Source organism: Methylocella silvestris BL2, assembly GCF_000021745.1.
In the GTDB taxonomy this organism is placed as follows: Bacteria; Pseudomonadota; Alphaproteobacteria; order Rhizobiales; family Beijerinckiaceae; genus Methylocapsa; species Methylocapsa silvestris.
In genome coordinates, this window is the sequence record NC_011666.1 from 3,859,690 (window position 1) to 3,873,283 (window position 13,594).

Annotated in this window: 13 protein-coding genes; 4 read left to right on the plus strand and 9 right to left on the minus strand. The window is 63.9% G+C overall.

From position 1 onward, the window contains the following. Positions 1-164: 164 nt before the first annotated feature. A complete protein-coding gene (locus tag MSIL_RS17845; RefSeq protein WP_041369466.1) occupies positions 165-1,199 on the plus strand; it encodes an aspartate-semialdehyde dehydrogenase in 1,035 nt (344 codons plus the stop codon). 43 nt (positions 1,200-1,242) lie between these two features. Here the strand turns inward: MSIL_RS17845 and MSIL_RS17850 are convergent, their stop codons facing one another. Beyond that, complete coding sequence (locus tag MSIL_RS17850; protein ID WP_012592473.1) at positions 1,243-1,446, minus strand: hypothetical protein; 204 nt, start codon at positions 1,444-1,446, stop codon at positions 1,243-1,245. Between the two features lie 92 nt (positions 1,447-1,538). Continuing rightward, positions 1,539-2,531 (minus strand): AraC-like ligand-binding domain-containing protein, encoded by a 993-nt coding sequence (locus tag MSIL_RS17855; protein ID WP_012592474.1) that lies wholly within the window; start codon positions 2,529-2,531, stop codon positions 1,539-1,541. Between the two features lie 157 nt (positions 2,532-2,688). Between MSIL_RS17855 and MSIL_RS17860 the strand changes: the two genes are divergently transcribed. Beyond that, positions 2,689-3,144 (plus strand): hypothetical protein, encoded by a 456-nt coding sequence (locus MSIL_RS17860; RefSeq protein WP_012592475.1) that lies wholly within the window; start codon positions 2,689-2,691, stop codon positions 3,142-3,144. 39 nt (positions 3,145-3,183) lie between these two features. On the opposite strand, the gene MSIL_RS17865 is transcribed toward MSIL_RS17860, so the two are convergent. The 7 genes from MSIL_RS17865 to recA all read right to left on the minus strand — a co-directional run bounded on the left by MSIL_RS17865 (position 3,184) and on the right by recA (position 12,278). Beyond that, positions 3,184-4,251, minus strand: a complete 1,068-nt coding sequence (locus MSIL_RS17865) for a YcjF family protein (RefSeq protein WP_012592476.1) — start codon at positions 4,249-4,251, stop codon at positions 3,184-3,186. A gap of 191 nt (positions 4,252-4,442) precedes the next feature. Beyond that, positions 4,443-5,945, minus strand: a complete 1,503-nt coding sequence (locus MSIL_RS17870; protein ID WP_012592477.1) for a YcjX family GTP-binding protein — start codon at positions 5,943-5,945, stop codon at positions 4,443-4,445. Positions 5,946-6,073: 128 nt separating this feature from the next. Next, on the minus strand, positions 6,074-7,123 hold the full coding sequence (locus MSIL_RS17875) for a hypothetical protein (protein WP_012592478.1): 1,050 nt from the start codon (positions 7,121-7,123) through the stop codon (positions 6,074-6,076). Between the two features lie 56 nt (positions 7,124-7,179). Next, positions 7,180-7,707, minus strand: a complete 528-nt coding sequence (locus tag MSIL_RS17880) for a SixA phosphatase family protein (protein ID WP_012592479.1) — start codon at positions 7,705-7,707, stop codon at positions 7,180-7,182. A gap of 151 nt (positions 7,708-7,858) precedes the next feature. Next, the gene (phaP, locus tag MSIL_RS17885) at positions 7,859-8,254 is read right to left on the minus strand and encodes a phasin family protein (protein WP_012592480.1); all 396 of its coding nucleotides are present in this window, start codon (positions 8,252-8,254) and stop codon (positions 7,859-7,861) included. Between the two features lie 84 nt (positions 8,255-8,338). After that, a complete protein-coding gene (gene alaS, locus MSIL_RS17890; RefSeq protein ID WP_012592481.1) occupies positions 8,339-11,026 on the minus strand; it encodes an alanine--tRNA ligase in 2,688 nt (895 codons plus the stop codon). Between the two features lie 184 nt (positions 11,027-11,210). Then, positions 11,211-12,278: a recombinase RecA gene (gene recA / locus MSIL_RS17895; protein WP_012592482.1), complete on the minus strand. Its 1,068-nt coding sequence runs from the start codon at positions 12,276-12,278 to the stop codon at positions 11,211-11,213. Positions 12,279-12,683: 405 nt separating this feature from the next. Between recA and MSIL_RS17900 the strand changes: the two genes are divergently transcribed. Both MSIL_RS17900 and MSIL_RS17905 read left to right on the plus strand, forming a co-directional pair. Beyond that, entirely contained in the window at positions 12,684-13,181 is a 498-nt protein-coding gene (locus tag MSIL_RS17900; RefSeq protein WP_012592483.1) for a hypothetical protein, read from the plus strand. 92 nt (positions 13,182-13,273) lie between these two features. Next, on the plus strand, positions 13,274-13,588 hold the full coding sequence (locus tag MSIL_RS17905; protein WP_012592484.1) for a hypothetical protein: 315 nt from the start codon (positions 13,274-13,276) through the stop codon (positions 13,586-13,588). The last annotated feature ends 6 nt before the right edge of the window (positions 13,589-13,594 follow it).

A 13,594-nucleotide genomic window follows, 5' to 3' on the forward strand; every position in this document is an offset into this window, starting at 1 on the left:
CGCTTCTTGAGCTTGACCGAAATTGCCGCCGGCTGAGCCGCATTGCGGGGCTGCGCCGCATCGCCTATGTTCAGGCCAAGCAATTTATATTCGATCGCCTTTGCTTTTGCGGAGGCGCAGCGCAAATGAGGGCGGCGGCGATGCGCCGCCGCGTGGAGACGATCATGGGTTTCAGGGTTGCAGTCGTCGGCGCGACAGGAAATGTCGGCCGCGAGATGCTCGATATTCTGGCTGAGCGGCGGTTCCCGGTCGATGAGGTGATCGCGGTCGCCTCCTCTCGCTCGATCGGCACGGAAGTCTCGTTTGGAGACAAGACCCTGAAATGCAAGTCGCTCGAAAATTACGATTTCAGCGGCGTCGACATTTGCCTGATGTCGGCGGGCGGCGCGATTTCCAAGGAGTACTCCCCGCGGATTGCCGCGCAACATTGCGTCGTCATAGATAATTCCTCGGCGTGGCGCTATGAGTCCGATGTGCCGCTGATCGTGCCCGAGGTTAATGCCGACGCGATCATCGGATTTTCGAAGCGGAACATCATCGCCAATCCGAATTGTTCGACGGCCCAGCTCGTCGTGGCGCTGAAGCCGTTGCACGACAAGGCGAAGATCCTGCGCGTCGTGGTGTCGACCTATCAGTCGGTTTCGGGCGCGGGCAAGGAGGCGATGGACGAATTATTCGCCCAGACCCGCGCGATCTTCGTATCCGACCCGGTGCAGTCGAACAAATTCCCAAAGCGCATGGCCTTCAACGTCATTCCGCAGATCGATGTCTTCATGGAAGACGGCTCGACCAAGGAGGAATGGAAGATGATGGTCGAGGTGAAAAAAATCCTCGATCCCAAGATCAAACTCTCGGCCACCTGCGTCCGGGTGCCGGTGTTCATCGGCCATTCCGAAGCGGTCAATATCGAGTTCGAGAACCCGATCAGCGCGGATGAGGCGCGCGATATTCTACGCGAGGCGCCCGGTTGCCTTGTCATCGACAAGCGCGAGCCCGGCGGCTACATCACGCCGCATGAAGCTGCGGGCGAGGACGCGACCTATATCTCGCGCATCCGCGAGGATCCGACGGTCGAAAACGGCCTGATCCTCTGGTGCGTCGCCGACAATCTGCGCAAGGGCGCGGCGCTCAACGCCGTGCAGATCGCCGAAACGCTAATCAACCGCAAGCTGATCGTTCCGAAGCAAAAGGCGGCGTGAGTCTGACCATCATCCGAAAAGTAGCGCTTTTCAGGATGGTGGTTCAGCCCTTCTTCAGCACGCGATCGGCTTTGGCGTCGATCTTGGCTTCCTGCGCTTTTCCCATACGGCCGGCTTTGACGGCCTGGGAGGCGCGAGCCTTGGCGTCCGCAGCATGCGCCTTATCGGGAATTGGATAGGTCCGGCCGGGCCCTGCGAATTTGTCCTCGGGCAGTTTGTCCCGCTGTTTGCTCGTCAGTTTCGCCATGGTCTTCCCCTTTCACCAAGATTTCGGGGGGAAATTCACGGCGGCGCTGCGGGTTCCGCAGACGCGTCAATCGACCCGATCCATTCCGTGGGCTAGCGGCGTCGCCTGAACTCCCTTGGCGCGCAACCGAAGCGCTGCTTGAATGCGCGGCTGAAGTGGGACGCGTCGCTAAACCCCCAGCGAAAGGCGATTTCGGACAGGGGATCGCCCGCCCGACGGGGATCCGAAAAATCCTTCGCGCAATTCTCCAGCCTGCGGGACCAGACATAGCGCATGATCGAAGTCCCTTCATCGCCGAAAAGGCCGTTGAGATAGCGCGCCGAGAGCCCGGCGAGACGGGCGATTTTGGCCGTGTCGAGTTCGAGATCGGCCAGGCGCTCTTCAACCAAAGCCTTGACGCGACGCATCGAAAGCGCGCGGCTTCTCGACAGCGAAAAGCCTCCGGGCCGGACCGACGCCGCCGCCAGGGTGACAAGATCGACGGCCTGGTCGGCGAGCGCCAAAATTTCGTTTGGCGCAAATTCGTCGGCGTTCTTGCCGCAGGACTGCAAAAAACGCGAGGCGACCGAACCGATCCCGCCGGAGCCCGGAATTCGCAGAGCGGCGCAATGTTCGACGCCCGCCATCCGCTCTCGCAGCAGCAAACGGGGGATCGCTAGAATGAGCTTCGAAAAGTCCCGTGGGCAATGGATTTTGTGCGGCCGAGTCGCGTCATAGATCGTCATATCGCCGGGCTGCAGGACAACCTCCTTGCCCTCTTGCTCAAGCACGTAATCACCTGAAAGCAGCACGACCACGAAATAGGCGTCCTGACCGGCGAGCAGCGGCTCGCGCGGCAGGCGCCTCAGGCCGACGGCGGATGACCGGATAACGGACAGTCGAGAACGGTCCCAAGGGTAGATTGTCAGATCCTGTGACAGAATCTGGCAGGTCGGCGACGTCACTTCGACATTCGCGTATTCGCGGCAAATCACATCGCGCAGCCAGCCAGATCGCTCAGCGGGCGCGATGTCATTCGTGGACAGCCGCAGCGGGCGCCGCTGGTCCCGGCTCGCCGCCGGGTTCGACGTTTGGAGAGCATCCATTGCGCGATATCGCCTCCCGAGCCGCCCCTTGAGGAGGGATCTTGCTCCTTTTTTTCAGAGAACAGCCGTCACAGTCAATTTTTTGCGCCGCCTCGTCCCTGCCGATTTTGTCTTGGACTCGCTACGCCAAATGCCGGCTCATTTGAGGACCGAAGCGATGAAGGAAGATCCAAGACATGCCGGCAACGTCGTCTTGCTGCGGGGAGGCTGCCTCTGGCTGTTGGCAGCGCTAATATTGGCTTGGTCTCTCGTCGCGCTTAATTTCGGCCTGCCCCTCATCAAGGATATATTTCCGGGCAAGACGACGAGAGTGCTTCAGGCCCACATCGACTTCCTGCTGATGACGGCGCTGATCCTCGGCCTTTACGCGGCGAAGACGCCATTGCCATGGCATGTGCGCTGGGCGATGGTTGTCGGCGCTTTCACCAATTCGAGCCTGTTTCTGTTGCAGGCCATGTTTCCCGCGCTGGACAGTCCGACGCCGCCGGAGGGCGTGTTTCCTAAAATCTTTCTTGTCTATCTCCTGACAAGCCTCGTCGTAACAAGCTACGGCTTTGGCAAGGCGGCGGTCATCGTGTTCCGCTCGACGTTCGACGCCAGACCCATCAAATGACCCGACGGCTGTCCGTCCGTATCTGGATCGGGCGAGACGTTACGCCTTCGTCTCGTTCTTGCTGAACAAAAATGGCGCGACGTCGCGTATGCCCGGCGCGCGCGAGACCGCATAGGGCATCGGGCGGCAGACGGCCATCGCCGAGAGGCCGACTCGTGCTGTGAGCAATCCGTTCAGCACGCCCTCGCCGAGCCGCGCCGACAATTTGGCGGCGATGCCATGGCCGAGCACCTGCTGCACGATGCTGTCGCCGGCCGCCATGCCGCCGGTGATCGCGATATGGGCGCCGATTGAGCGCAACACCTTCAAGAATCCAAGCAAACCGGGCCGGCCGCCATAAATCGTCGAGATGCGCCGGATCAGCCGGATCGCCTGGGCGATGACGAAGACCACGTCGATGATGGCGCGCGGCGCGATCGCCGTCACCATCGAGACGCGCTTTGCCGCGTCGGCGATCTCCTGCCTCACCTTGAGGTCGAGCGGATGGATCAGCGTGCGCTCGGCGATATCGATGAGGTCGCGTCCGTCAACGATGTCCTGCGCGAGGTCGCGCAACTGGTCGCGCGCGAGCGCGGTTTCGGCGCGCGCCGCATAAAGCGCGCTGAGTTCCTGCACCAGCCGACGCCCCTCCTTGAAATCGTCCGCTTCGCGCGCCGCGGCGAGGCCGGCGTGGAGCTCGGCGATGCGGCGCTGGCGTAACACGCCGGCCGCCTCGCGCGCGCCAAGAACGAGCAGCGCCAGCCCGGCGAGCCCAGCGAGAACGAGCCCGACGACGCCAAGGGCGGGGGCGCGCGAAAACAGATCGTCGATGAGGTTGTTGATCCAGACGCCGAAGCTGAGCGCGATCAGGCCGCTCGCGGCGGACCAGAAGACGCCCGCCCAGGACATCAGCCAGTGCCGGCGCAGGCCCTGTTGCTGGGCGATTTCGATCGCGGCTTCTTCAGCGTCGGCGGGCGCCGCGCCCGTCAGCGCTTCGGCCTCGGCCTCGAATGGATCGCGCGTGGGCTCGATCAGGATCGGCCCGCGCGGATTTTCCCGCGCCTCGGTTTCCTCGAGGTTGAGGTCTTGCAGGCGAAACGCGCGCGGTCGCTTCTGGTCTTCGGACATCGGGGCGGCTCTTTACGGCTTGCTGTTTTTGGCGCGCTCTTCGGGACGCGGATCAGTATTGCGGCGATCGCCTTCAGATCACGATGATTTGGATCGAATCGATCCAAAATCGTGAACGTGATCGATCCCAAGAGTTTGAAGCATGATGTCGATCCGAAAAGTCTGCAACTTTTCGGCATCATGCTCCTGCGTCACGTCATCTTGTCGCCGAACAGGAATTGAAAGGCGCGGTCGAGGCGGATATGCGGCGGCGGCAGAGCGGAGCCGTCGGCGGCGCGGATCGGCATCGGCGGCCGGAAGCGCACGAAGCGATAGTCGACCTCGCCCGGCGCCGCGTTCCGGCCGGCGTCGCGAAACACGGCTTTGGGGTCCTGCGGCAGTTCGCCGGGAAAAATCGCGGCCTCCGTCTTGCCGTCGAAGACCTCGTCGCCAATCCGCTCGCCGTCGAGCGGCGTGCCGATCACGGCCTCTAGCGCCGGGCCGCCATGGCCGTTGACCTTGGCCTCCCGCGTCGCGCGCACGGCGGCGAGCGCGATGACGTCGACCTCGGCGCCGACGCCCTTCACGCGCTCGATGGCCTTGGCGGTCAGATGGCGCAAAATGGCCTCCAGCCGGTCATGGCTGGTGTGATGCAGATGATCGGCCTTGGTCGCCGCAAACAGGATGCGGTCGATCTTCGGCCGGAACACGGTCGAGATAATATTGCTGCGGCCGGCGCGGAAGGCGGTCAGCACGTCGCCGAGCGCGGTTTCGAGATCGCGCATCGCCGCGGGGCCCGCGTTCAGCGCAGCCAGTGCGTCGACGAGAACGATCTGCCGGTCGAGCCGTGAGAAATGATCGCGGAAGAACGGTTTTACGACATGCGACTTATAGGCCTCATAGCGCCGCTCCATCATGGCGGCCAGCGAATCCGGCGGATAGGCGCGGTTTGGATCGATGGCCAGCGGCGAAAAGGTCAGCGCGGGCGAGCCGGCGAGATCGCCGGGCATCAGGAAGCGGCCGGGCGGCAGGCTTGAAAAGCTGAATTCCTCGCCGCGGCAGGCGCGCAGATAGGCCGTGAACAACTCGGCCGCGCGGCGCGCGTCGTCCTCGGAAAATTTCGCGCTCGGGTCTCTTTGCGCGCAAAAGCCGCGCCATTGCGCTGCGAGCGGCGCCCGCGCGGCGCCGGAGGCGGCGGCGAGCGAGTCCTGCGACCATTGCGCGAAGGATTTCTCAAGCAGCGGCAGATCGAGCAGCCATTCGCCGGGATAATCGACGATGTCGAGCGTCAGCGCGCGCCGGCCTGGGTTCATGCCGCCCTTCTGCTGATATTGCAGCCGCAGCCGCACCTCGGAGATGCGGCGGGTCGATTGCGGCCAGATGCGGCGCTCCGCCTTGCCGCCCTCGCCGTTCAGCGCCTCTTCATGCTCCTCATAGGCAAAGCGCGGCACATTATCGTCCGGCTGCGGCTCCAGCGCGCCGCTGATCAGGCGGCCTTCGGCGTGAACGCGAAAAACAGGCAGCGTATTCTTCCGGCCGCGCAGGCTGGGGCTTGTCGCCTTGGTCAGATGCTCGATCAGCGCGGTGATGAAAACGGTCTTGCCCGCGCGCGAAAGCCCGGTGACCCCCAGCCTGATATGCGTTCCCGCAGACAGATTGACGAGGCTTTGGGCGACGGCGCGCGCTTCGAAAAGGAGATCGGAAAAGAGAGCCAATTGAGGTCCAGGCGGCGTTGGCGGGCGTCTGCGCGCCCGCGCGGAAGATAAAGCGGAGGGATTGGCAAAGGGATAGGTATGAATCAAGCCGCCCGCAAGCGGCGCCTGAGTCCTAGCTCAGTGCCGGCCTATTTCCCTTCGGCCGGCGCGGCGGCCGAAGGGACGCCGCGGGCCTGCGCCTCCCGCCTCGCTTCGGTTTCGACCGCGGCCGAGATCAAATCGAATCGCGCCGCAAGCGGGCCGATCTCGACCTTCGCCATATTCTGCATCACCAGCGGCAAATTGGGGGCCGGGGGCGCCCCTCGGCCGTGAAAAGCATCAGATCGTCGTCGGGACTGGAGACGACGCCCCTCGATCGCGCGCAGCGCATATTGGCGGATGCGCGCGGTCTCGTCGACGCAGCTCGGCGCGGCAAGCAGCGGCGCAAGGCTCGGCATTTCGAGCAAGGCCAATTTGAAGGGCTGCTGCGGCGTGGCGCTTCGCTCGCCCATGCCGACGGCGATTTCGGGCGCTTCGATCATCCGCATCTTTCGGTCGGCGATGATCGAGACCCGGATTTTTGGCGCAGGCGCGCCGGGCCCGGCGCCTTTGGCGGTTTTCTTCAGCGCCGATCCGGGCCGATGCGCGGCCAGCCAGCGCGCGCGCAGCGTATTGCCGATCCCGCGCGGCGCCAGCGCGCCAAGCAGCAAGCCGCCGCCCCGGCCGCGCGACAGCGCTCCACCGCCGCATTGCGCCGGCGCCCAGCGCGACAGGATCGCCTGCGCCGAGCGCAAATTATAGACAAGATAGTAGCGCCGCAGCAGCATCGCCGCGACGACGGCGCCTTCCGTGGCGGAGGCGAAGGCCACATGTCCATCGGCGTCGGCGGCGATCTCGCCGGCCCATCCCGCCTTTTTGACGCACCAGTAATTGTTAAGTTTTACGCATCGCGGGGAAGACGCGTCCGGGGCGACGAGCTTCGCCAGCTGGGCGACGGGCGCGTCAAGATTCCGGGCCGCCTCGAACCGCCAGTTCGATACGGCGCGCGGAGCCGGCTGAAATGTCGCGGCGGGGAAGGGCGCCTGTAGCGGTCGCTCCGCTATCGCTGCGATAAATTCCGGGCCAAGGCTTAGCGCGCCGCCCGGAGAGGCGTTGGGGGCAAGTGCGAGCGCGAGTAAACTCAGCATTTCGAGAAGCATGGGCGTTCCCGGGCGAGGCGGCGGCGCGCTTGCTGCGGGCAAGCGGATTTTGCAGCTTATGCGCCGCCCTGCAACTCGTTCGACGTCAAAGTGAGAAAGATATCGAGGCGGCCCGCGTCCTGACTGGCCTGCCTCCAGTCGACAGCGTCGAAATCGATAATCGCCAGGGACGGCGCCGGAAACTGGGCGCGAAGCCGGGCAAGCACCGCCCGCTCGCCCTCCCGCGACAACAAAACCGCCGCCTCAGCCAAGCCTGGATTATGGCCAATCAAGAGAAGGCGCTCGATATTGGCGGGGGTTTCCTGCAATAGCGCGAACACTGTCCCCATGCTCGCGTTGTAAAGCGAGGGCGCGACGATGCGGGGGATTTCGCATGCGGCGCCGAACTGAAGCTCCTCGAATGTTTCGAGCGTGCGCCGGGCCGGAGAGACCAGCGCAAGCTCGGGCACAAGTTGCGCTTTGTGCAAATAGGCGCCGATGCGCGAGGCTGCGGCGCGACCCCCCGCCGTCAGGCGCCGGTTGATATCGCCCCCTCCCGCGGCGGGCGCAGCTTCGGCGTGGCGAAGAAGAAGAAGCCGAAGCATGGACGAGGCAACTTTGCAGCGACGAGACGCGGAGTTATGACACGGAAAAAAACAGGCGTCTCGGTCCGCGACGACGCAGCCTCCCATGCCAGCCGCCAAAATCGACGGGCCGTGTTGACATCTTCCGCGCCCTCAGCTCAGCCGGTTGCTCTCAGGATGGCTTCGTCAGCCGCTCGACGTTGGAGGCGACTTTTTCGCCGGCCTCGCGCGTCTTGTCCGCCGCGGCGTTCATGGATTGGGTCCAGGCTTCGGTGTAAGTCTTGGTCATTTCCAGCGGAAATGCGGCCACGAGTTCGATAAACCGGCGCGAGTGCTGCGTAAAATTTTCAAAGGCCTCGCGCAGAAATTGGGACTGGATCGAGAGAACTTCGGCCGGGCCTTTGGCGTGGCGCAGCTTTTCGACCGTCTCAGTCGTGTGCTCGATCGACTGACGCGATATCTCCGCACATTCGGCGGCGAAAGCCTGCAAATTCTTGGTGGCGATAGATGCCGCCGCATTGCTGACCTGCGCCGCTTGATCGGTCGTCTTCTGGTTGGTGTCTGACATGTCGTCTCCTCCACAGGTCTGGAGTTAACTGCCAGCCCCGCGGTCCGGTTTTGACCTGCCGCAAATAAAGCTCCGAAAGGGGCGTCAGGCGGCGTTTTGAGCGCCGCGCAGTCCGTTGGCGATCGCAGCCAGGGCCGCGTCGACGCCAGCGCCGTTCGGGCCGCCCGCCTGCGCCATGTCGCGCCGGCCGCCGCCGCCCTTGCCGCCGAGCTCCGTGGCGGCGAGGCGAACCAGCGCGACAGAATCGAACCGCTCGACGAGGTCCGCGGTCACGCCGACGACGACACCCGCCTTGCCGTCGCTATCGACGCCGGCGATGGCGACGACGCCCGAACCAACCGTCTGTTTGGCCTCGTCGGCGAGCGATTTCAGATCCTTCAGATCGACGCCCGAAACGGCGCGGCCAAAAAATTTAACGCCCCCGATTTCTTGCGCCTCGGCCGCGGCTTTTTCGCCGCCGCCCATGGCCAGTTTCTTGCGCGCATCGGCCAGCTCGCGATCGAGCTTGCGCCGCTCCTCCAGGAGAGCGGCCAATCGTTTTTCGGCGTCGTCCTCGGAGGATTTGAGCAGGACGGCGATGTGCTCAAGCTTGTCGGAGCGCGCGTTGAGATGGCGCCGCGCCGCGGCCGCCGTCTTCGCCTCGATGCGCCGCACGCCGGCGGCGACGGCCGATTCCGACGTGATCGCAATAAGGCCGATGTCGCCCGTGCGCGCAACATGGGTGCCGCCGCAGAGCTCGACGGAAAAGGCCCTGTTGGCGCCGCCGTCTCCGCTGTCCTCGCGGTCCTGCGCATAGCCCATCGTTACGACGCGGACCTCGTCGCCATATTTCTCGCCGAACAAAGCGCGCGCGCCGGAGGCGATCGCCTCGTCGACCGCCATCAGCCGGGTGACGACGGGCGCATTGTCGGTGACCGCGCGATTGGCGATGTCCTCGACGCGCGTGAGCTCTTCCGGCGAGATCGGCTTCAGATGGGTGAAGTCAAACCGCAGACGGTCGTCGGCGACGAGCGAGCCTTTTTGCGCGACGTGATCTCCGAGCACGAGCCGCAGCGATTCATGCAGGAGATGGGTCGCCGAATGATTGGCCCGGATCGCCGAGCGGCGCGCGTGATCGACCGACAGTTCGAGCGCGAGGCCGGGCGTGATCTCGCCTTCCTCGACGATTCCCTCATGCACGAACAGATCGCCAAGCTTCTTCTTGGTGTCTGTGACGCGGAAGCGAACCCCGGCGGCGCTCATCACGCCCGTGTCGCCGACCTGTCCCCCTGATTCGGCATAGAACGGCGTTTGGTTGAGGATAATGGCTCCGGTCTCGCCCTTGTTGAGGCGTTCGACCGGCTTGCCGTCCTTGACGAGCGCGGCGACGACGCCTTCCGCTTGTTCGGCTTCATAGCCGAGGAAATCTGTCGCGCCCGCCTCGTCCTTGATCGCGAACCAGAGGGTTTCGGTCGCAGCCTCGCCGGAGCCGGCCCAAGCCCTGCGCGCGTCGGCGCGCTGACGCTCCATCGCGGTATTGAAGCCGTCCACGTCTACGGCGAGCGAACGCGCCCGCAGCGCGTCCTGCGTCAGGTCGAGCGGAAAACCATAGGTATCATAGAGCTTGAACGCCACCTGCCCCGGCAGGGGGGCGCCCTCGGGTAAGTCGCGCACGGCTTCGTCGAGGATCGAGAGGCCGCGCGCCAGCGTGTCGATGAAGCGGGCCTCTTCGAGCCGCAGGGTCTCGACGATCAGCGACTCGGCGCGGATCAGCTCGGGATAGGCCTGCCCCATCTCGCGCGAGAGCACGGGGACGAGCCGCCACATCAATGGCTCGCGCGCGCTAAGCAGCTGCGCGTGGCGCATGGCGCGGCGCATGATGCGGCGCAGCACATAACCGCGGCCTTCGTTGGAGGGGGTCACTCCATCGGCAATGAGGAAGGCGCAGGCGCGCAAATGGTCGGCGATGACGCGATGGCTGGCCTTCTGCGGCCCGTCGGGATCGACGCCGGTCGCCGCGGCGATCGCCACGATCAGCGCGCGCATGAGGTCGATGTCATAATTCGACGTGACGCCCTGCAGCAGCGCGGCGATGCGCTCGAGCCCCATGCCGGTATCGATCGAGGGGCGCGGCAGATCGATCCGTTCGCCTGGCCCGAGCTGTTCGAACTGCATGAAGACGAGGTTCCAGAATTCGAGGAACCGGTCGCCATCCTCGTCGGGGCTGCCGGGCGGGCCGCCCTTCAGCCTTTCGCCCTGGTCATAAAAAATTTCGGAGCAGGGGCCGCAGGGGCCGGTGTCGCCCATCGCCCAGAAATTATCGGAAGAGGCGATGCGGATGATCTTCGAATCGGGAAAGCCGGCGATTTTCTTCCATAAATCAAAGGCTTCGTCGTCGGTATGATAGACGGTGACGAGGAGACGATCTTTCGGCAGACCGAATTCCTGCGTGATCAGCTTCCAGGCCAGCTCGATCGCCAGCGGCTTGAAGTAATCGCCGAAGGAGAAATTGCCGAGCATCTCGAAGAAGGTGTGGTGCCTTGCAGTATAGCCGACATTGTCGAGATCATTGTGCTTGCCGCCGGCGCGGACGCATTTCTGCGCGCTCGCGGCGCGCGTATAGGGGCGCTTTTCGAGGCCGGTGAAGACATTCTTGAACTGGACCATCCCGGCGTTGGTGAACATTAGGGTGGGGTCATTGCGCGGCACGAGCGGCGAAGACGCCACGATCTCATGGCCGTTCTTCTTGAAGTAATCGAGGAAACCCGCCCGTATTTCGTTAACGCCGTTCATTCGCTATTCCGTTTGAAGGCCGCGTTTTTTCCGCGCCGCGCCTTTAATCATGTGTCAACGCAAAATGCGTGGCGCGAAGTCAAAACGCAAGCGCGCGGGCGCGTCACGCGCGCGGCTTCGAGGCAGCGGGATCGCTCGGGTCAGCGCCCGACGATCAGCGAGCGCGCCGACTCGCTCGATCGCCTCAATCCTCGGCTTCCTCCTCGCCGACATCAAGGATCTTGTCGGCGATCATCCCCGCATTCTCGCGGATCGCCAGTTCGATCTTGTCGGCGATCTCGGGATGCGCCTTCAAGAAGGCCTTTGAATTCTCGCGGCCTTGACCCAGCCGCTGGCTGTCATAGGAGAACCACGCGCCCGACTTCTCGACGACGCCTGCTTTTACGCCGAGATCGATCAATTCGCCGATTTTCGAGATGCCTTCGCCATACATAATGTCGAATTCGACCTGCTTGAAGGGCGGCGCGACCTTGTTCTTGACGACCTTGACCCGGGTCTGATTGCCGATCACTTCCTCATGGTCCTTGATCGAGCCGATGCGGCGGATGTCGAGCCGCACCGAGGCGTAGAATTTGAGCGCGTTGCCGCCCGTCGTCGTCTCGGGGCTGCCATACATCACGCCGATCTTCATGCGGATCTGATTGATGAAGATCACCATGGTGTTCGAGCGCGAGATCGAGGCCGTGAGCTTGCGCAGCGCCTGACTCATCAGGCGCGCCTGCAGGCCCGGCTGGCTGTCGCCCATCTCGCCCTCGATCTCGGCGCGCGGGGTCAGAGCGGCGACGGAATCGATCACCAACACGTCGACCGCGCCCGAGCGCACCAGAGTGTCGGTAATTTCGAGCGCCTGTTCGCCGGTGTCGGGCTGCGAGACGAGGAGATCTTCCAGATTGACGCCGAGTTTGCGCGCGTAAATCGTGTCGAGCGCATGTTCGGCGTCGATGAAGGCGCAGACGCCGCCCTTTTTCTGGGCTTCGGCGATGACATGCAAGGTCAACGTCGTCTTGCCGGAAGATTCCGGACCATAGATCTCGACGACGCGTCCGCGCGGCAGGCCGCCGACGCCAAGCGCGACGTCGAGGCCGAGCGAGCCGGTCGGCACCGTCTCGATCTCGACGACCTTCTGATTCTTGCCGAGCCGCATGATCGAGCCTTTGCCGAAGGCGCGTTCGATCTGCGACAGGGCGGCGTCGAGGGCCTTGGTCTTGTCCACGGATGTTCCTTCAACAAGGCGAAGTTTGGCTTGGCTCATTGGATTGATCCTTCTGACACAGGCTTGGCGAAATGTGCAATGCAATCGGCTTGGCGAGCCGCGTTGCTGATAAATGTATCTGGTTTGTTCTCACTCGCAAGTTCTTTTTATGTTCTATTCTCGGCGCACAATTTTCAGTCAATACCGCCGCGCGAAGCGGCCTTAGAGGAGCCTGCAACCGGCGCGGGCGCGACAAAGCGCGCGTGACGGGAGAAAGGACGAAATCGGCGCGAATCGGATGCGCCCCGCAGCCGCCGAAAAAAATCACGGATGGTTAATATGCGGCGCCGCAGCGCCAATGGGGCAGCGCCGCCGGCGAGGGCGGGCACGGCTCTTGCTGCGGCGAAGGGAGCGCGGCCCTCTTTCCCGGCGGCGGCGCAAGGCATGTCGGAGACGCGACACTCGATGCGGCAGGAAACGGACAATCTCGTCCGGATGGACGATCTTGTCGATTTCGGCGAGGTCCTTCCCGAGGTCAATGCGATGCTGCAACGCGGCGTCGCGCTGTACCGTCGAGACCGGGCGGCGGCCGATCTCGCCTTCCGCGCCGCGCTCGAGCTGCGCCCTGACGCCCTGCCGACCTATCTCTGCCTGTATAAGATCCATACCTATCAGGGCAATCTCGACGAATCGCTGGCGATCGCGCGGGCGGGCCTTGCCGAGGCGGCGCGCCAGGCCGGGATCGACCCGGATTGGACGGCGTGGCGGCGCGGCGACATTGCAAGCAACGTCAACGGACCGGGCCATTTCGCGCTCTATACCTTGAAAGCGCTGGCCTTCATCCATTTGCGCCGCAACGAGAAAGCGCGGGCGCAGCGCTGCCTCGACAAGATAGCCGAGCTCGGCGCGATGGAGACGGTTGGCGGCAGCGTCATCGCGGCGCTCGCGGCAGGCGTGGATTAAGACGGATTCTTTCGCAACGCGGCGGCGTCCTGCGATCGGACCCAGGCGTTGCGACAGAAGTGATCGTAAAGTGAAAGGACTGTGAGGCGAAGATGCAAGCGACATTCATCAGAGAAACCTCCGACGGCCGCAAGATCGAAGTGATCGGCCCCTATGTCTGCGTCGACCGCGACCCAGTCGCGGACCAGCTTGTCGAGGTCGCCTCGCATCCCAACAAGCAGGCGATCCTGCACGCGCTTCCGAACGCCGCTTTCATGGCCGGGCCGATCGTGCTGACGGTCGAGGAGGCCTCGCTCGTGCGCGGCGCCTTCGCCATGGCGACGGAGGCCGAAACCGACAAGGCGGCGATCGAAAAGCGCTTTCGCGACGCCTATAATTCGCGCGCCCGGGCGGCGGGCATAGAGTAGGCCGTC

Coding starts and splice junctions, on each gene's coding strand:
- MSIL_RS17865 (WP_012592476.1), bottom strand. CDS start 4,251: ATGTCCGAAGACCAGAAGCGACCGCGCGCGTTTCGCCTGCAAGACCTC.
- MSIL_RS17880 (WP_012592479.1), bottom strand. CDS start 7,707: ATGCTTCGGCTTCTTCTTCTTCGCCACGCCGAAGCTGCGCCCGCCGCG.
- MSIL_RS17900 (WP_012592483.1), top strand. CDS start 12,684: ATGCGGCAGGAAACGGACAATCTCGTCCGGATGGACGATCTTGTCGAT.
- alaS (WP_012592481.1), bottom strand. CDS start 11,026: ATGAACGGCGTTAACGAAATACGGGCGGGTTTCCTCGATTACTTCAAG.
- recA (WP_012592482.1), bottom strand. CDS start 12,278: ATGAGCCAAGCCAAACTTCGCCTTGTTGAAGGAACATCCGTGGACAAG.
- MSIL_RS17905 (WP_012592484.1), top strand. CDS start 13,274: ATGCAAGCGACATTCATCAGAGAAACCTCCGACGGCCGCAAGATCGAA.
- MSIL_RS17855 (WP_012592474.1), bottom strand. CDS start 2,531: ATGGATGCTCTCCAAACGTCGAACCCGGCGGCGAGCCGGGACCAGCGG.
- MSIL_RS17860 (WP_012592475.1), top strand. CDS start 2,689: ATGAAGGAAGATCCAAGACATGCCGGCAACGTCGTCTTGCTGCGGGGA.
- MSIL_RS17875 (WP_012592478.1), bottom strand. CDS start 7,123: ATGCTTCTCGAAATGCTGAGTTTACTCGCGCTCGCACTTGCCCCCAAC.
- MSIL_RS17845 (WP_041369466.1), top strand. CDS start 165: ATGGGTTTCAGGGTTGCAGTCGTCGGCGCGACAGGAAATGTCGGCCGC.
- MSIL_RS17850 (WP_012592473.1), bottom strand. CDS start 1,446: ATGGCGAAACTGACGAGCAAACAGCGGGACAAACTGCCCGAGGACAAA.
- phaP (WP_012592480.1), bottom strand. CDS start 8,254: ATGTCAGACACCAACCAGAAGACGACCGATCAAGCGGCGCAGGTCAGC.